The organism is Nonomuraea salmonea (assembly GCF_042428605.1).
In the GTDB taxonomy this organism is placed as follows: domain Bacteria; phylum Actinomycetota; class Actinomycetes; order Streptosporangiales; family Streptosporangiaceae; genus Nonomuraea; species Nonomuraea salmonea.
In genome coordinates this window covers 314562-331103 of the sequence record NZ_JBHMCF010000046.1, presented here as the reverse complement: position 1 = coordinate 331103, position 16542 = coordinate 314562, and the positions used below count along the sequence as shown (strand labels likewise).

The window sequence follows — 16542 nt, the reverse complement described above, 5'->3', positions numbered from 1 at the left end:
CGTCGTCGCCGCTGACGAAGCCGCGGATCTCGACCCCGCCGAACGCCTGGGCGTAGGCGGGCTCGCGTGCCTCGGCGAAGGCGGAGGGAACGGCGTGCGGCAGGGACGGGTGCGGCGCCGTCGCGTGCGGGTCCGCCGCCTGCGGCGCCGACAACCCAAGGGCCGGCGTCCCAGAGGCCGTCATCCCAGAGGCCGGCGCGTCAGGGGCAAGCGTCCCAGAAGCCGGCGCGTCAGGGGCAAGCGCCCCAGAAGCCGGCGCCCCAGAGGGTTGCGTCCCAGAGGCTTGCGGCTCAGGGGCGGGCGCGGCGGCTCTGGCGTGGCGCGGCAGGAAGAACGCGATCAGGAACGACACCAGCGCCGCCCCTCCCCCGATGGCCAGCACGACGCGGAACCCGTCGTCGGACGGCAGCTCGGCGGGCCCGAACCGGGTCGTCATCCCCGCCAGGATGGCCCCGGTCACGGCGCTGGAGACGGAGGTGCCGATGGCCCGCATGAGCGTGTTGAGGCTGTTGGCGGCGGCCGTCTCGGTGACCGGCACGGCCCCCATGACGAGGGCGGGCATGGACGCGTACGAGAACCCGATGCCGGCCCCGATGACGACGGAGACCAGCACGAGGTGCCACACCTCGGACATCAGCACGATGTTGAGCCCGTAGCCGCCCGCCACGATGATCGCCCCGATCATCAGCGTCAGCTTGGGGCCGCGGGCGGCCGACACGCGGGCCGCGATCGGCGCGAGCAGCAGCATGACCACGCCCGACGGCGCCATGACGAGGCCGGCGGCCAGCATCGACTGGCCGAGCCCGTAACCGGTGGCCTCGGGCAGCTGCAGGAGCTGCGGCAGCACCAGCGACATCGCGAACATGGAGAAGCCGAGCATGATGGAGGCCAGGTTCGTGAGCAGCACCTGGCGGCGCGCGGTGGTGCGCAGGTCCACCATCGGCTCCCTGGTCCGCAGCTCCCACCAGCCCCACAGCAGCAGCACCACGACCGCGCCGACGAGCAGGCCGGCCGTCAGCGGGTCGGTCCAGCCCCAGTCGGCGCCCTTGGAGATGGCCAGCAGCAGGGCGACCAGGGCGGCCGACAGCCCGATGGCGCCGATCAGGTCGAAGTGGCCGCCGCTGCGTACCGCCGACTCGGGCACGAGCGCGATCACCAGGACGAAGGCGACGGCGCCCAGCGCCGCGGCGGTCCAGAACAGCACGTGCCAGTCGAAGTTCTCGGCGAGCAGCGCGGCGGCGGGCAGGCCGAGCGCGCCGCCGACGCCGAGCGAGGCGCTCATGGACGCGATGGCCGAGCCGAGCCGCTCGGGCGGCAGCTCGTCGCGCATGATGCTGATGCCGAGCGGGATGACGCCGGCGGCGAGGCCCTGCAGCGCCCGTCCGATGATCATGGGGGTCAGCGAGTCGCTGAGCCCGCAGATGACCGAGCCGGCGACCAGCATGGACATGCTGATCAGCAGCACGCGCCGCTTGCCGTACATGTCGCCGAGCCGTCCCATCACCGGCGTCGCGGCGGCGCTGGCGAGCAGCGTCGCGGTGACCGCCCAGGCGGCGTCGGCGGCCGACGCCCCGAGCAGCGTGGGCAGCTCAGGCACCAGCGGGATCACCAGCGTCTGCATCAGCGACACCGCGATCCCGCTGAAGGCGAGCACCACGACGAACGTGGACGCCCGCGACGGGCCGGCCGCGTGGGCGGCGCGGGCGGACGGGTTGGTCATGCGGGGGCCTCCGGTGGGACGGCAGCGCGGGGCAACAGGTTTAATTCAAGCGCTTGAGTTAAAATTACCAGTACGGATGTTTCCGACTTGTTGCGCCTCCGGGTTTGGCGATGCCCGGCGCCGGCTGAGATCATGGCGGCGGACGTCGGCGCAGGGCAGGCAAGCAGTTCCGGTGCGGTGATGAAGATGACGAGGACCATCCGGGCCGAGCGCGTCGGCGTGACCCGCGAGCAGATCCTGACGGCGGCCGAGCGGCTGTTCGCCGAAGACGGGGTGTGCGCGGCCTCCAACCGGCGCATCAGCGAGGCGGCAGGGCAGGGCAACACGGCCGCCGTGGGCTACCACTTCGGCGCGAAGGCCGATCTCGTCCGCGCGATCGCCCGCAAGCACGCCGAGCCGATCGAGGCCCGCCGGGCCCGCATGGTGGCCGCCGCCGAGGGGTCGGACGACGTACGCGCCTGGGTCTCGTGCATGGTGCGCCCGGTCACCGAACACCTCGCCGAGCTTGGCTCCCCCACCTGGTACGCCCGCTTCCTCTCCCAGGTCGGCACCGACCCCGCGCTGTGCGTGATCCTCCAGGAGGAGAACCGCACGTCACCGTCGCTGCGCCTGGCCGTCGACGGCTTCCACCAGTGCCTGCCCGAGCTGCCCGCCGCCGTGCGGGCCGAGCGCGGCGAGATGATGCGCCAGCTCATCCTGCACACCTGCGCCGACCGCGAACGCGCGCTCGCACTGGGCGCCGCCACACCGCGGGCGAGCTGGCACGACGCGGCGACCGGCCTCATCGACGCCCTCGTGGGCCTCTGGCTGGCCCCGACGTCATGAGACCCGGCGTGCCGCGTTTGCGCGAACCTATTCTGGATGTCTAATATCCAGATATGCGGATGAGCGAGGGCGTCGAGTGGGCCATGCACAGCTGCATCAACCTGTCCTGGCTCGACCCGGACGAGGCCATGACCGCGGCGCGGCTGGCGGCGTTCTACGAGCTGCCGCCCGCGTACCTGAACAAGCAGCTTCAGGCGCTGGCCAGGGCGGGCATCCTCAGCTCGACGCCGGGGCCGCGGGGCGGGTTCAGGCTGGCCCGCCCGCTCGAGCGGATCACCTTGCTCGACGTGGTGACGGCGATCGAAGGGCCGGGCGAGGCGTTCCGGTGCGAGCAGGTGCTGCGCAAGGGCCCGGTCGGGCGGGAGGACGTCGACTATCGCAAGGCGTGCTTCGTCTCGCAGGCCATGCGGCAGGCCGAGTCGGCCTACCGCAAGGAGCTGGCCGCCCAGACGCTGGCCGACGTCAGGGCGAAGGTGGAGCGCCACATCCCCGACACGCCTGAGGTCACGCGGGCGTGGTTCGCGCGGCGTCGGTCCTGAGCGGCCTTCGCCGTTCGTCAAATTCTGGATATCTAATAACCAGGTTATCGGTAAAGGAGACACATCATGCGTATGGACGTCAGTCGATCGGCCGCCGCGGGATACAAGGGCATGTACGCGGTGGAGGCCTACATCGGCTCCGGACCGGTGCCCCGCAGCACGCTGGAGCTGCTGCGGCTGCGGGTCAGCCAGATCAACGGCTGCGCCTTCTGCATCGACATGCACGTCAAGGAGGGGATCGAGGCGGGCGTGCCGGAGCGGAAGCTGCACGCGGTGGCCGCCTGGCGGGACACGCCGTACTTCTCCGACGAGGAGCGGGCCGCGCTGGCGCTCGCCGAGGCCGCGACCCGGATCGCCGACAACCCCGAGGGGGTGCCGGACGACGTGTGGGACGCGGCGGCCGACCTCTACGACGAGGAGTCGCTGGCCGTGCTGGTGATGGCGATCGCCGCGATCAACACGTGGAACCGCCTCAACGTCACCGTCCGCAAGGGCCCCGCCGAGTGAACCACGTGTTCACAGGTGCTCGCCGAAGAAGGCGGTGAGCCTGGCGACGGCGGGCGTGACGTACACGTCCCGGTCGTAGAGGTCGATGTGGGTGGCGCCGTCGATGACGTGCAGCTCCTTGGGTTCGGCGGCCCGCTCCATGGCCTCGCGGCTGATGTACGCGCTCTCCGCCTCCGACCCGACGATCATCAGCACCGGCCGGGGCGAGATCAGGTGGGCCATGGCGAAGGAGTCGTACTGGGCGATCCTGTCGATGCTGCGCAGCACCCACCCCTGGACGGCGCGGGGATGGTGGCCGCGCGGCGTGCGGTAGTACTCCCAGGTCTCGCGGAACTGCCGGGTCTCGGTGGCGAAGCGCTGCTCGGCGTCGTCGGGGATCCACGGCACCATCCAGGGGGCCTCGCCGCGCGCCTCCGCCGTACGCGCGGCGCCGGCCTGCTGGAGCAGGGCCGGCAGCACCGCGGGGTCCTGGGTCCTGCCGAGCCCTTCGCGGAAGGCGTGGCCCAGGTCCGCGGCGCTGACGGTGGCCACGGCGCGGATGCGGTGGTCGGTCTGGGCGGCGTAGGCGACGTAGCCGCCGGAGGCGCAGATGCCGAGCGCGCCGATGCGGCCGGGGTCGATGTCGTCGCGGGTGGTGAGGTGGGTGACGGCGGACTTGACGTCCTCGGCGCGCTGGAAGGGGTCCTCCAGGCCGCGCGGCTCGCCCTCGCTCTCGCCCTGGTACGCCGCGTCGAACACGAGCGCGGCGAACCCGGCATCGGCCAGGCGCCGGGCGTACAGGCTGGGGCTCTGCTCCTTCACCCCGCCTCCGGGGTGCCCGATGACGACGGCGGGCAGCGGGCCGCCGGTGTGGCCGTCGGGGGTGAACAGGATCCCGGCGAGGGCGAGCCCGTCGCTGGGGAAGGTGACGTTCGTCTGCATCGCACTTCTTTTCGGTATGGGGTGGTTCGTCACGAGGCTCGCAGAGCTCGTACGGGAGCGGGAGAGGCGAGTCGTGTCCCAGGTCAGCGCTGTCCTGGGACAGAACCGGCCCCCTCATGACGGCCCTGCCTGCGGCAGACTGGTCCCATGACACACCCCACCGAGCTCGGCGCCTTCCTGCGCGCCAGGCGCATGGAGCTGAGCCCGGCCGAGGTCGGCCTGCCCGCCGGCGGCAGGCGGCGGGTCAAGGGGCTGCGCCGCGAGGAGGTGGCGCTGCTCGCGTCGATCAGCACCGACTTCTACACCCGCATCGAGCAGGGCCGCCGCCAGGCGTCGGCGTCCGTGCTCGACGGCATCGCCCGCGTGCTGCGGCTCAGCGACGACGAGCGGTCCTACCTCTACGAGCTGTCGGGCAAGGAGGCCGCGGCCCCGGGCCGGCGGGCCGCGCAGCGGGTCCAGCCGCAGCTGCGGCGGCTGCTCGACGACCTGGCCACCACCCCGGCCGTGGTCCTGGGCAGGCGCACCGACGTGCTGGCCTGGAACGCGATGGCCGCCGCGCTGTTCACCGACTTCGCGCGGCTCCCTGAGGAGAAGCGGAACTTCGTGCGGCTGGTGTTCCTCGATCCCGCCTTCCACCGGCTCTACCCCGAGTGGGAGCACGTCGCCAGGGCCTGCGTGGCGCAGCTGCGCATGGAGGCCGCCCGCGACCCGGCCGACCCGCGGCTGGCCGCGCTGGTGGGCGAGCTGTCCGTCCGCGACGACGACTTCCGCCGGTGGTGGGGCGGCCATCACGTCGAGGTGCGCGACGTCGGCAGGAAGGTCATCGACCACCCGATCGCCGGGCGGCTGGCGCTCGACTGGTCGGCCCTGGCCTGCACCACCGACCCCGACCAGCAGCTCATCACGCTGACGGCCGAGCCGGGCACGCCGTCACACGACGGCCTGCGCCTGCTCGCCTCGTGGCAGGCCGGTGAGCCGAGCCGCGTGGGTGGTACCGGCCAGACCTAGTCTGCACGGGGCCAGCCGGCGTGCCCTTTCTGCGGGTTCCGAGGCGTTCCTTCAGGTGAACGCCCATGAACCGAGGAGAGGTCACCGAGATGTGCACGATGGCGCTGCCGCACGAGCTGTGCCGGCTTGGCGCGGACGCCGGTCATGCCCTGCGCACGCCCGTCGCCGCGCTGCGGGTGGAGCTGGAGGAGGCCCGCCTGCACCGCGACGAGCTCGACGTGGACGCGCTGCTGTGCCGCGCCATGGACGCCGTCGCCCGGCTGGAGCGGGTCGTCGAGCAGCTGCGCCTGCTCGACGACCCCTCCTACGCCGTCGAGCACGGCCACCGGTTCGGTGAGCGGCTGCGCGGCTTCCACCCCAGGTGAATGACCTGGGCTTTGCCCGCCGCCCTGCATACTGACCGTATGAGGCGGCCTGACCAGCTGCGCGAGTTCCTGCGATCCAGGAGGTCACGCGTCTCGCCACGGGACGTGGGGCTGCCCGCGCGTCCAGGACGCCGGGTGGCGGGCCTGCGCCGCGAGGAGCTGGCGATGGCCGCCGGGGTCAGCGTCGACTACTACACCCGCATGGAGCAGGGCCGGGTGGGCAACGTCTCCGACCAGGTGATGGAGGCGGTGGCCGCCGTGCTGCGGCTGACCGCGGAGGAGTTCAGGCACCTGCGCGAGCTGCTGCGGGACGAGCCTGGCACACCGGAGCGGCCCGGCAAGGCGCCGATCAAGCCGAGGGCGGCGCTGCGCATGATGCTGGACACGCTCGGCCCCGTGCCCGCGCTGCTGATGACCGGCGTGATGGACGTCGTGGCGGTCAACCGCATGACGGCCGTGCTGCTGGCCGACTTCGAGGCGATGCCGCGCTGCGAGCGCAACATGATCCGCTGGGTGTTCCTCGATCCGCGCGCTCCCGAGGTGTTGCCGGAGCGGGAGGCGATCCTGAGCGAGGCCGCCGCCTGGCTGCGCGGCGCGCTGGGCAGGGCGGGCGGCGACTCGCGGCCACAGGAGCTGGTGGACGAGCTGACGGCGCGCTCGCCGGAGTTCGTCCGGCACTGGGCCGAGCACCAGGTGACCTACTGCACGTACGGCGACAAGCGCTTCCACCATCCGGCGGTCGGCGGCTTCACGCTGCACTGGGAGACGTTCGCGCCGACGGCCGACCCCGACCTCTATCTCGTCGTCTACACCCCGCCCACCGGCTCGGCGTCGGCGGAGCGGCTGGCGGCGCTGGCGGCGCTGCGGTAGTCGCGCGGCGCCAGGCCGGTCAGGCGCTTGAAGGCGTTGCTGAGCGCGCTGACCGAGGCGTAGCCGACCTCGCGGGCGATGGCCTCCATGGTCGCCTCGCCGTCGCGCAGCCGGCCCGCGGCCAGCTCGATGCGCCAGCCGGTCAGATATTCCAGCGGCCCCTTGCCGACGACCTGCTTGAACCGGGCGGCCAGCGTCGAGCGGGACACCGCGCACACGCCGGCCAGCTCGGCGACCGTCCAGGCGTGGGCGGGGCTGGCGTGCATGGCGCGCAGGGCCGGCGCCACCACGGGGTCGGCGAGGCCGGCCAGCCAGCCCGAGGTCTGGCCCGGCGCGGTGGCGACGTGCAGGCGCAGCAGGTGGATGAGCATGACGAGCGCGAGGTGCTCGGTGACCAGGGTGGCGGCGGGCTGGGAGGCGCGCAGCTCGGCGGCGATCAGCTCGAGCGCCCAGCGCACGGTGGTGGCCTCGGTGGTGCTGGCGGGCACGTGGATCACCGGCGGCAGCACGTCGAACAGCAGCTCACCGGCCCGCTCGCCGAAGTGGAACCGGCCGCTCATCAGCTCGACGTCGTCGCCGTCGCCGACGCGGGCCGGGCCGCCCGCCGCCGCCCTGAACACCGGCCCGGCCGGGGCGGGGGTCACGCCGGGGCCGCTCGCCAGGGTGAAGGCGCGCGGCTGGACGAGCAGGAAGCAGTCGCCCTCGCGCAGCTCGATCGGCTCGGGCACGCCGTCCACGGTGAGCAGGCAGTGGCCGCGGCGCACGGCGTTGAACTTGACCCCGTCTGGAGGGTCGAACGCGAGCGCCCACCGGCCGCCGGCCACCAGCCCGACGGACAGGCGGCTGGTGGTGCCGACGAGCGTGAGCACGTCTTCGAGCGGATCGGCTTGCCGGACTGTCACGCAACTATCCTGGACGATTGAGGCTTCTGCGTCCAATCGCGGCTTTCTAGGGTGACGGGCATGACACGTATCAGCACCCCTTTCACCGCCAGGACCACCGCCGCCGAGGTGCTCGCCGGCGTCGATCTGACCGGCCGCCGGATCATCGTGACCGGCGGGGCCTCCGGCATCGGCCTGGAGACCGTACGCGCGCTGCGGGGTGCCGGGGCCGACGTCACCGTCGCCACCCGCAACCCGGCCGCCGGCGAGCGGCGGCTGGACCTGAGCGACCTCGGCTCCGTCCGCGCCTTCGCCGCCTCGTGGACGGGGCCCCTGCACGCGATCGTCGCGAACGCCGGCATCATGGCGCTGCCCACCCGCCAGGTCACCGCCGGCGGCTGGGAGCTGCAGCTCGCCACGAACTTCCTCGGCCACTTCGCCCTGGTCACCGCCCTGCACGCCAACCTGCGGCAGGCCGGCGACGCGCGGGTGGTCATGGTCAGCTCGGGCGCGCAACTGGGAGCGCCGTTCGACTTCGACGACCCGCACTTCGAGAAGCGCCCGTACGACCCGTGGACGGCCTACTCGCAGTCGAAGACGGCCGACGTGCTGCTCGCGGTCGGCGCGGCGCGGCGCTGGACGGACGACGGCATCATCGCCAACGCCCTCGAACCCGGCTACATCCACACCAACCTGCAGCGGCACGTGGACGCCGCGACGATGCGATCGATGGGCGCGATGGACGAGGCGGGCCGCCTGCTGACCCCCGACTACTTCAAGACTCCCGAGCAGGGGGCCGCCACGTCGGCGCTGCTGGCCGGGTCGCCGCTGGTGGCGGGCGTGACCGGCCGGTTCTTCTCCGACAACCAGGAGGCCGAGGTGGTGCAGGGCGGGCCAGGGGTGATGTCGGGCGTGGCGTCGTGGGCGGTGGACCCGGAGGCGGCCGACCGGCTCTGGGCGTACGCGCTGGACGCCATCTCGTCGTAGAAGTCTCAACAGGGAGTTCAACGATACCGTCGAAGGTATGACGAACTCCCCGTACGACGATCTCCTAGGGCTGCTGCCCGCCCGGCCGCGGCTGCTCGCCCTCGGCGAGCCGACCCACGGCGACGAGACCCTGCTCGGCCTGCGCAACGAGCTGGTCAGGCGGCTCGTCGAGCAGGAGGGCTACCGGTGCGTCGCCATCGAGAGCGACTGCGTGAAAGGGCTGGTGGTGGACGACCACGTCACCTCGGGCGCCGGGGACCTGTCCGCGGTGATGGCGGGTGGTTTCAGCCATGGGGCGGGGGCGGCGGCGGGCAACCGCGAGCTGGTGCGGTGGCTGCGGGCGTACAACAGGGGCCGTCCGCCCGCCGACCGGGTGCGCTTCGCGGGCTTCGACGCGCCCATGGAGATGACCCACGCGGCGAGCCCCCGGCAGGCGCTCACCGCCCTGCACGCCTACCTCGCCGCCCACGTGGACACCGGCGTCCTGCCGGAGACGCTCGACCGCCTGCTCGGCCCCGACGAGCGGTGGACAGACGAGCAGGCGGTCTTCGACCCGTCGCGGTCGATCGGCCGGTCGGACGCGGCGAACGAGCTGCGGTTGCTGGCCGACGACCTGGCCTGCCTGCTCGACGTCCACGCGCCGCAGCTTGTGACGGCGGGCGGGCGCGACGCGTGGGAACGAGCCCGCCTGTACGCCCGCACCGCCACCGGCCTGCTGCGCTACCACGCGCAGATGGCAGGCGCCGCGCCCGGCCGGGTCAACGCGATGATGGGCCTGCGCGACGCGATGATGGCCGCCAACCTGCTCGCCCTCGCCGACCGCGGCCCGACCCTCGTTCACGCCCACAACCGCCACCTGCAGCGGCAGCGCAGCACGGTCATGCTGGGCGAGCTGCGGGTGGACTGGTGGAGCGCCGGCGCGCAGGTCGCGCGCCGGCTCGGCGAGGCGTACGCGTTCGTCGCCACCGCCGTCGGCACCATCCGCCACGAGGGCGTCGGCGCCCCTCCCCCTGACACCGTCGAAGGCGTGCTCCACGCGATGCCCGGGGACCGTTTCCTGGTCGCCGGCCGGGAGCTCGACGCCACCGGCCTCGTCCCCCGCGACTCCCCCTGGTACGGCTACCTCCCGCTCACCCCGGCCGACCTGACCGGCAGCGACGCCCTCCTCTACATCAGAGACCTGCCGCCAGGTCTCTGACTCAGGTGACGGTGCCGGGCTGCGCGGAGAGCAGGGTCTGGGCCCAGCCGGTGGCGTCGACGGTGTTGTGAGCGGTCAGGTCGTCGCCCTTGCCGTCGTAGGGGTCGCCGTCGTGGTAGCGGTACAGCGCGCCTGCCGGGTTGTGGCCGTAGTAGACGCCTCCGCCGGGCGACAGGAGAGCGTCGAAGTTCTGCCAGGTGCTGTCACGGAGCTGGTGCCGGTCCCAGTCGTCCTTGCCGTTGATCTTGTACGACAGCAGCAACCCGTTCGTGGTGGTCCCCAGGATCCAGTCGGGCCCCGTGGTCGTCAGCGTCTTGAGCGTGAACCCGGTGCCGATGAGAGTGTTCGAGGTGATGTCGCTGATGGCCGGCTTGGCTGTGGTGAGCGTGTAGCGGCGCAACGTGCCGGCCGCGATCCCGAAGAGATGACTCTCGCCGTCGTAGGCCAGCAGGTCATGCGTCCAGCCGGTGCCGAGCAGCACAGGCGTCTCGAAGATCAGCTCTTCGTTGTTCGTCCGGATGTCCACCCGATACAGCTCACCGTCGTTGCCGGGCTTGGTCACCAGAAGCGTGTTGAAGTTCAACGTCGCGATCGCCTTCGGCGTGAAGCCGAGACTCGTGGCGGAGACCACCGCCCCATGCGTCCGCTCACCCGACTCCGCATCGATCGTCGTGTAGGTGAGCCGCCCGTCCGGCAGCGCCCCATAGATCTTCGCGGTCCCCTCAGGGGACGTGGCCGAGCAGTTGCGGCTGGTGACGTTGTTCCATTCGCGGCCGTTCGCCTGCCCGTAGGTGACGCCGTCGAAGGTCGGTCTGACCCGCTCGGAATTCTTGGTGCCCCAGGAGGCCCGTCCGTCGCCGTTGGCGTCGTAGCCGAGCTCGAAGTGCAGGTGCGGGTGGTTGTTGGCGGTCTCGCCGTCCTTGCCGACCTTGCCGATCACGGTTCCCCGCTGCACCCGGTCGCCGGCCGAGACGGCACGCGACTGCAGGTGAATGTAGGTCGTGTAGTAGCGGCCACCGTGATCGATCTGGATCATGTTGCCGGCGTTCTCGTGCCGGTACGACTGCTTGACCGTCCCGGCGGCGGGGGCGATCAGCGTCGCGCCCAGGGTGCCGTGCTGGTCGGGCTCCTTGACCATGTCCAGCGCGGGAGCGTGCTCCCAGGTGTTCAGCTGCCACTTCTGGCCGCAGGGGAAGGGGAGCTGGAGATCGGGCGCGGCCATCGTCTCGCGTGCGGACGTGGCCGTCGCCTGGCTCGCCGTGCCGGCGACGATGAGCATCGCGGCGACGACGGCGGATAAGCGGACGAAACGCATGAATGTCCTCCCAGTACGGATGCGTGGCATGCGGCGCCACGGTCACGACCGTAGGGAGGGGAGGTATGGCGGCGGTATGCCGTTGATCGGCTAGGAGTCGTTCAGGTAGGTCAGGACGGCCAGCACACGGCGGTTGGTGTCGTCGTCGTCGGTCAGGCCGAGCTTGCCGAACATCGACGTCGTGTACTTGCTGATCGCGCTCTCGCTGAGGAACAGCCGCCGTCCGATGGCCTGGTTGGACAGCCCTTCCGCCATCAGGGCGAGCACGTCGAGCTCGCGCCCGGTGAGGCCGCCGAGGCGGCGGGTGGACGCGCCGCTGGACAGCAGCTTGCCGATGACGGCGGGGTCCATCGCGGTGCCGCCGGCCGCGACGCGTTCCAGGGCGTCCACGAACTGGTCGGCGTCGAACACGCTCTCCTTGAGGAGGTAGCCGACCCCGCCGGAGCCGTCGGCGAGCAGCTCGCGCGCGTACAGCTGCTCGACGTGCTGGGAGAGGATCAGCACCGGCAGGCCGGGCACCTCGCGGCGGGCCGCGACGGCCGCTTTGAGCCCTTCGTCCGACTGTGACGGCGGCATGCGCACGTCCACGACGGACACGTCGGGCCGCCACGTCAGCAGCGCGTCGAGCGTCTCGGGGCCGGTGGTCGCGGTGGCCACCACCTCGTGCCCGAACGCCTCGATGAGGCGGACCATCCCCTCGCGCAGCAGGTAGAGGTCCTCGGCGACGACTATGCGCATGGGACCACCATCCTGGCACGGGTCGGGCCGCCCGCCGGGCTGGTGACCTCCAGGGCACCGTCGAAGACGGCCAGGCGGCGGCGCAGCCCGTCGAGCCCGCCGCCGGCGCGCGGGACCGCTCCGCCCCTCCCGTCGTCCTCGACCTCGACGACCAGGTCGGTGTCCGCGCGGGCGATGGAGATGCGGGCGCGGGTGGCGTGGGCGTGCTTGGCGGCGTTGGTGAGCAGTTCGGCGATGCCGAAGTAGACGGCCGACTCGATCGGCGGGTCCAGGCGCAGCCGCCCCTCCGCGCTGACGGACGCTTCGAGCGGGCTGTCCAGGGCGAGGGCGCGTACGGCGTCCACCAGCCCGCGCTCACTCAGCACCGGCGGGTTGATGCCCTGGACCAGCTCGCGCAGCTCGGTCAGCGACGAGGCGGCGCCGGCCCGCGCCTCGCGCAGCAGCGCCCTGGCCCGGTCAGGGTCGCTCTGCATGAGCTTCTCCACGGTCACCAGGGAGATCCCGAGCGCGACCAGGCGGGCCTGGGCCCCGTCGTGCAGGTCGCGCTCGATGCGGCGGATCTCGGCGGCCTGCGCCACCGTGGTGTCCGCGCGCTGGGCGGTCAGCTCCTCGACGCGGCCGGCCAGCGCCATGGCGGGAGAGGGACGCAGGAAGCGGGCGGCGACGGGCGGGGCGGCGCGCCAGGCGTACGGGGAGGTCGCGACGGCCACGACGGCGGCGAGCACGCCCGCGGCGCGCGGCAGCGGCGACGGCTGGAGGAGCCCGGCGACCGCCGCTGCCAGCGCGGCGGGCGGCACGGCGGCGGCCAGCCCGGCGGTGAAGGGGACGATCGCGACGAACCGCAGGTCACGCCAGGTCGCGGGGTCGCGCACCCAGGTCCGCCACCGCTGGTCACGCTCGGCGTCGCGGCGGTTGCGCTCGTAGGAGTGGCCGTTCCACCAGTAGCCGGTGGACAGGCGGGTCACCGGGGCCGCCTCGCGGTAGCCGCCGGGGATCTCCATGCCGGTCCATCGCGCGACCAGGTTCCTGAACCACCCGCATATCCTGCGCGACAGCGCGACCGTCAGGAACGCCGCCCAGAACGGGCCGACGCCCCACATGCCGCCGCCCCACCACAGGCCCAGCGCCACCGCCACCGCCCACAGGGCCGGGACGAGCAGGCTCACCCCGAGGACGGCGCACGCCCGCGCGAATCCCGCCCAGGCGCCGGTCAACCATCGCATGCCCGCTCTCCACTCCTTCGGTGCTGTCGTGCTTCCACTGTGCACCCGGCCGGAGGGACTTTCGCCCAGGTGGGCCCAGGAGTGGGTCTGGCCGCACCCCTCTGTGCGGCCAGACACATCCGGCGTCAGGGGCGGGTGGCGCGGGTGACGATGACGTCGATGATGTCGTCGGTGCTGATCCCTTTGTGGGCGAGATCACCCACGGTGACCAGCTCGGCGATGCCGTGGGCGCTGGCCAGCACGGCCGCGACCGCGGCCTTCTCGCGGGGACCGCCGGTGCCGTCGTCCACGCTGAGCGCGGTCATGATCTCGTCGATGCCCTGCTCGATCTCGGGGTGCCGCCTGGCGACGAAGACCGAGGAGAAGACCAGCCGGTATTCCTCGTGGTGGCGTACGGCGTAGTCGATGTAGCTGCGGTAGAAGGCGCGCAGCCGCTCCTCCTGGGTGCCCTGCGACAGCACGGCGGTGGCGATGTGCTGGGTGATGTCGGACATGACGCGGGCGGCGAGCGCCGCGAGCAGCGCGGTCTTGTCGGCGAAGTGGCGGTAGGGGGCCATGCGCGACAGGCCGGCCGTTTCGCCGACCGCGCGCAGCGTCACGGCGTCGAGCCCTTCCTCGCGCAGCAACGTCAGCGCGCTCTCTATCAGCCGGGACCTGGTGCCGTCGATCATGCCTTCACTCTCTCACGACCTCCCGTGTTGACAATGTCAGCAGTTGCGCTGACACTGTCAACATACCCCAATGTTGACAACGTCAGCAGGAGCGCTATGAAGATCATGGTGAACGGCGTGCCCCACGAGGTGGACGCCGGGCGAGACGATCCGGTGGTGGACGTCCTGCGTGACGGCCTGGGCCTCACCGGGACGAAGGCCGTGTGCCGTACGGGCGTCTGCGGCGCGTGCACGATCTCCGTGGACGGCACCCCGCAGGCGAGCTGCCTGCTGCCCTGCGCGGCGGTGGAGGGCAGGGCCCTGACCACCGCCGAAGGGCTCGACCACCCCGTGCAGCGTGCGTTCGCCGCCCACGACGGGCTGCAGTGCGGTTATTGCACGCCCGGCTTCGTGGTCGAGGCCGCCGCGTTCGTGGACGCCTGGCGGGCCGGGCACGGCGACGTGACGCCGTCCCGTGAGGAGATCGCCGCGGCCCTGGCCGGTCATCTGTGCCGCTGCGGCGCGTACGCGGGGATCTACGCGGCCGTCGCGGCCGCCTGCCGGGGCGAGCACGACACGGACACCCCCGCACCCGTCCGGGTCGAGGCGATGGAGAAGATCACCGGACGCGCCCGCTACACCACGGACGTCCGGCTGGACGGCCAGCTCGAAGGCGTGATCATCCGTTCGGCGCAGGCGCACGCGCGGGTCACCTCCGTGGAGGTGGACGGCGTCCCCGTGGTGGATCTGCTGCCCGATGACCGGATCGTGCGCTACGCCGGCCAGCCGATCGCCGCCGTCGCCGCCGCGACCCGCCGGGAGGCCCAGGCGATCGCCGAGGGCGCCAGGATCGGGTACGAGCCGTTCCCCGCCGCGCTCGACGACGGCCCCGACGCCCCGCCGGTCTACGACGAGCAGAGCAGGAAGAACGCCCAGAGCTCCAGCGAGGGCATGACGGTGCCCGGTGGCTGGGACGGCAACGTGCGCGGGCCGTTCAGCGGGGCGAGCAGGCGGGCGGGCAAGGCGGCCAGGCTGATCGACGAGGCCCGCAGGCGCGACGACCCGCTGCTGGTGACGGGCGCGTTCAGCACCGCCGTGCAGGTGCACACGCCGCTGGAGCCGCACGCCTGCGTGGCGCGGTGGGACGAGCGCGGCGACCTCCACCTGCACCTGTCCACGCAGACACTGGCCATGGCCGCCGAGCAGGCCGCCAAGCGCTGGAAGCTGGACGAGAGCCGGGTGCACGTCGTCGCCGAGCACGTGGGCGGCGGGTTCGGCGCGAAGTCCGGGATCACGGTCGAGTCGGTCGCGGCGGTCGAGCTGGCGCGGGCGTACGGCGCTCCCGTACGCGTGGTGTTCAGCCGCGCCGAGGAGCTGACGGACGCCGGCAGCCGGCCGGGCAGCAGGACGAACATCGCCCTGCTCGCCGACACCAAGGGCGAGCTGGCCGCACTCGCGATCGACGTGCGGGGCCGGGGCGGCGTCTCCATCGGATCGACCTCAGCGTCCCTGGCCCGCCTGGTGTACGGCAAGGCGCCCCGCCGGCTGCGCGACTACGACGTGGTCACCAACGAGCCGCCCGGCACGCCCTTCCGCGGTCCCGGCGCCCCGCCGATGCTGTGGGCGCTGGAGCAGGCCGTGGACGAGATGGCGCACCGGCTCGGCGAGGACCCGATCGTGCTGCGCCGCCGCTGGGACGGCAACCCCAAGCGGCACGCCCTCTACGAGCGGGTCCTGGAGCTGCCCGTCTGGCGGGACAGGCCGCACAGCGGGTCGCAGACGGGACGCTTCCGCCGCGGCGTCGGCGTGGCCGTGGCCAACTGGATCTACCTCGTCGCCACGGCGACCCAGGTCGAGCTGGAGGTCCAGGGCGATGTGGTCGTGGCGCGCACCGCCACCCAGGACATCGGCACCGGCGTGCGCAGCGTCATCGCCGGCGTCCTGCGCGAGGAGCTGGGCCTGCCCGCCGAACGCATCCGCGTCGAGATCGGCAGCTCAGCCAGCGTGCCGGGACCGCCCGCGCTGGGCAGCCGCAGCACCACCTCGGTGGCGCCGGCCGCCCGCGACGCCGCCCGCCGCCTGCGGGCCCAGGGCCTGACCCACGGCGCCAAGGTCGTCGGCAGGCGGCGGGGCGACCGGGGCGGGTACGTGACGCCGTTCTCGATCGACGGCATGTCGATCGGGCGCGGGTTCAGCGGCGCGGTGCACGTCACCGAGGTCGAGGTGGACACCAGGCTCGGCACGGTCAGGCCGCTGAGCGTCTGGGGCGGCCTCACGGCCGGCCGCATCTACGCCGAGCGCCCGGCCCGCAACCAGTGCGAGGGCGGCATCATCCAGGGCATCGGCTACGCCCTGTACGAGGAACGCCACACCGACCCCGTCACCGGCACCGTCCTCACCGCGAACCTGGAGGACTACCGCATCCCCGGCATCGGCGACACGCCGGAGATGACCATCCACTTCCACCAGGAGGGCTGGGACCACGTCAACGGCGGCGGCGTCGGGCTCGGCGAGGTCTCGACGGTCGGAGTGGCGGCCTCGGTGGCCAACGCCGTCCACAACGCGACCGGCTGGCGCCCCCACGACCTCCCCATCCGCCCCGACCGCCTCCTCAAGGGCCTCACCTCATGACCGCCGCATCCCGTAAGACGCCCCTCGGCGGCGCCTGCGCACCTCGCCCGGTGACCACCCGCTCCGCGCATCGCCGGCATGCGCGGGCTCAGGAGGCTCCGCCGCTGGGGGAGCTTCGGTGATCGCCGCCGAGCCGCGCCGCTCGCGGGCCGCCGCCTCTCCCC

15 protein-coding genes and 1 pseudogene are annotated in these 16542 nt (G+C 72.7%); 9 read left to right on the top strand and 7 right to left on the bottom strand.

All coding sequences use genetic code 11. The features are described 5' to 3' along the window. Window positions 1-253: 253 nt before the first annotated feature. A pseudogene (locus tag ACFFR3_RS41925) lies at window positions 254-1720 on the bottom strand (MFS transporter); the annotation flags it as partial. A 186-nt stretch (window positions 1721-1906) separates the two neighbouring features. On the opposite strand from ACFFR3_RS41925, the gene ACFFR3_RS41920 reads away from it, so the two are divergent. The 3 genes from ACFFR3_RS41920 to ACFFR3_RS41910 all read left to right on the top strand — a co-directional run bounded on the left by ACFFR3_RS41920 (window position 1907) and on the right by ACFFR3_RS41910 (window position 3591). Then, complete coding sequence (locus ACFFR3_RS41920) at window positions 1907-2545, top strand: TetR/AcrR family transcriptional regulator (protein WP_379484941.1); 639 nt, start codon at window positions 1907-1909, stop codon at window positions 2543-2545. A gap of 53 nt (window positions 2546-2598) precedes the next feature. After that, on the top strand, window positions 2599-3084 hold the full coding sequence (locus tag ACFFR3_RS41915) for an RrF2 family transcriptional regulator (protein WP_345404629.1): 486 nt from the start codon (window positions 2599-2601) through the stop codon (window positions 3082-3084). Between the two features lie 66 nt (window positions 3085-3150). Then, on the top strand, window positions 3151-3591 hold the full coding sequence (locus tag ACFFR3_RS41910) for a carboxymuconolactone decarboxylase family protein (RefSeq protein WP_345404626.1): 441 nt from the start codon (window positions 3151-3153) through the stop codon (window positions 3589-3591). Window positions 3592-3600: 9 nt separating this feature from the next. Here the strand turns inward: ACFFR3_RS41910 and ACFFR3_RS41905 are convergent, their stop codons facing one another. After that, entirely contained in the window at window positions 3601-4512 is a 912-nt protein-coding gene (locus ACFFR3_RS41905; protein WP_364381640.1) for an alpha/beta hydrolase, read from the bottom strand. A gap of 147 nt (window positions 4513-4659) precedes the next feature. Between ACFFR3_RS41905 and ACFFR3_RS41900 the strand changes: the two genes are divergently transcribed. The 3 genes from ACFFR3_RS41900 (at window position 4660) to ACFFR3_RS41890 (ending at window position 6755) form a co-directional block, all read left to right on the top strand. Continuing rightward, the gene (locus ACFFR3_RS41900) at window positions 4660-5520 is read left to right on the top strand and encodes a helix-turn-helix domain-containing protein (RefSeq protein WP_345404620.1); all 861 of its coding nucleotides are present in this window, start codon (window positions 4660-4662) and stop codon (window positions 5518-5520) included. Window positions 5521-5585: 65 nt separating this feature from the next. After that, entirely contained in the window at window positions 5586-5885 is a 300-nt protein-coding gene (locus tag ACFFR3_RS41895; protein WP_345404617.1) for a hypothetical protein, read from the top strand. 39 nt (window positions 5886-5924) lie between these two features. Further along, window positions 5925-6755, top strand: a complete 831-nt coding sequence (locus ACFFR3_RS41890) for a helix-turn-helix transcriptional regulator (RefSeq protein WP_345404614.1) — start codon at window positions 5925-5927, stop codon at window positions 6753-6755. Here ACFFR3_RS41890 and ACFFR3_RS41885 read toward each other — a convergent pair. After that, entirely contained in the window at window positions 6692-7657 is a 966-nt protein-coding gene (locus ACFFR3_RS41885; protein WP_345404611.1) for an AraC family transcriptional regulator, read from the bottom strand. The genes ACFFR3_RS41890 and ACFFR3_RS41885 overlap by 64 nt on opposite strands. 60 nt (window positions 7658-7717) lie before the next feature. Here ACFFR3_RS41885 and ACFFR3_RS41880 point away from each other — a divergent pair, with 60 nt between their 5' ends. After that, entirely contained in the window at window positions 7718-8623 is a 906-nt protein-coding gene (locus tag ACFFR3_RS41880; protein WP_364381653.1) for an SDR family NAD(P)-dependent oxidoreductase, read from the top strand. Between the two features lie 37 nt (window positions 8624-8660). Further along, a complete protein-coding gene (locus tag ACFFR3_RS41875; RefSeq protein ID WP_379484940.1) occupies window positions 8661-9821 on the top strand; it encodes an erythromycin esterase family protein in 1161 nt (386 codons plus the stop codon). Between the two features lies 1 nt (window position 9822). Here ACFFR3_RS41875 and ACFFR3_RS41870 read toward each other — a convergent pair whose 3' ends face one another. From ACFFR3_RS41870 to ACFFR3_RS41855, 4 genes are all read right to left on the bottom strand, one after another. After that, complete coding sequence (locus ACFFR3_RS41870; protein WP_379484939.1) at window positions 9823-11136, bottom strand: M23 family metallopeptidase; 1314 nt, start codon at window positions 11134-11136, stop codon at window positions 9823-9825. Between the two features lie 90 nt (window positions 11137-11226). Beyond that, window positions 11227-11874: a response regulator transcription factor gene (locus tag ACFFR3_RS41865; RefSeq protein WP_345404590.1), complete on the bottom strand. Its 648-nt coding sequence runs from the start codon at window positions 11872-11874 to the stop codon at window positions 11227-11229. Further along, window positions 11865-13097 (bottom strand): sensor histidine kinase, encoded by a 1233-nt coding sequence (locus tag ACFFR3_RS41860; RefSeq protein ID WP_345404587.1) that lies wholly within the window; start codon window positions 13095-13097, stop codon window positions 11865-11867. The genes ACFFR3_RS41865 and ACFFR3_RS41860 overlap by 10 nt, the downstream gene beginning before the upstream one ends. A 125-nt stretch (window positions 13098-13222) precedes the next feature. Beyond that, window positions 13223-13768: a TetR/AcrR family transcriptional regulator gene (locus tag ACFFR3_RS41855; protein WP_345404584.1), complete on the bottom strand. Its 546-nt coding sequence runs from the start codon at window positions 13766-13768 to the stop codon at window positions 13223-13225. Window positions 13769-13864: 96 nt separating this feature from the next. On the opposite strand from ACFFR3_RS41855, the gene ACFFR3_RS41850 reads away from it, so the two are divergent. Further along, window positions 13865-16378, top strand: coding sequence for a molybdopterin-dependent oxidoreductase (locus ACFFR3_RS41850; protein WP_379484938.1), 2514 nt, complete (start codon window positions 13865-13867; stop codon window positions 16376-16378). Window positions 16379-16542: the final 164 nt, after the last annotated feature.

Excerpts from the sequence above, each read along its gene's own strand:
- ACFFR3_RS41920 (WP_379484941.1), top strand. The coding sequence starts at position 1,907 with ATGACGAGGACCATCCGGGCCGAGCGCGTCGGCGTGACCCGCGAGCAG.
- ACFFR3_RS41915 (WP_345404629.1), top strand. The coding sequence starts at position 2,599 with ATGCGGATGAGCGAGGGCGTCGAGTGGGCCATGCACAGCTGCATCAAC.
- ACFFR3_RS41910 (WP_345404626.1), top strand. The coding sequence starts at position 3,151 with ATGCGTATGGACGTCAGTCGATCGGCCGCCGCGGGATACAAGGGCATG.
- ACFFR3_RS41905 (WP_364381640.1), bottom strand. The coding sequence starts at position 4,512 with ATGCAGACGAACGTCACCTTCCCCAGCGACGGGCTCGCCCTCGCCGGG.
- ACFFR3_RS41900 (WP_345404620.1), top strand. The coding sequence starts at position 4,660 with ATGACACACCCCACCGAGCTCGGCGCCTTCCTGCGCGCCAGGCGCATG.
- ACFFR3_RS41895 (WP_345404617.1), top strand. The coding sequence starts at position 5,586 with ATGAACCGAGGAGAGGTCACCGAGATGTGCACGATGGCGCTGCCGCAC.
- ACFFR3_RS41890 (WP_345404614.1), top strand. The coding sequence starts at position 5,925 with ATGAGGCGGCCTGACCAGCTGCGCGAGTTCCTGCGATCCAGGAGGTCA.
- ACFFR3_RS41880 (WP_364381653.1), top strand. The coding sequence starts at position 7,718 with ATGACACGTATCAGCACCCCTTTCACCGCCAGGACCACCGCCGCCGAG.
- ACFFR3_RS41875 (WP_379484940.1), top strand. The coding sequence starts at position 8,661 with ATGACGAACTCCCCGTACGACGATCTCCTAGGGCTGCTGCCCGCCCGG.
- ACFFR3_RS41870 (WP_379484939.1), bottom strand. The coding sequence starts at position 11,136 with ATGCGTTTCGTCCGCTTATCCGCCGTCGTCGCCGCGATGCTCATCGTC.
- ACFFR3_RS41865 (WP_345404590.1), bottom strand. The coding sequence starts at position 11,874 with ATGCGCATAGTCGTCGCCGAGGACCTCTACCTGCTGCGCGAGGGGATG.
- ACFFR3_RS41860 (WP_345404587.1), bottom strand. The coding sequence starts at position 13,097 with ATGCGATGGTTGACCGGCGCCTGGGCGGGATTCGCGCGGGCGTGCGCC.
- ACFFR3_RS41855 (WP_345404584.1), bottom strand. The coding sequence starts at position 13,768 with ATGATCGACGGCACCAGGTCCCGGCTGATAGAGAGCGCGCTGACGTTG.
- ACFFR3_RS41850 (WP_379484938.1), top strand. The coding sequence starts at position 13,865 with ATGAAGATCATGGTGAACGGCGTGCCCCACGAGGTGGACGCCGGGCGA.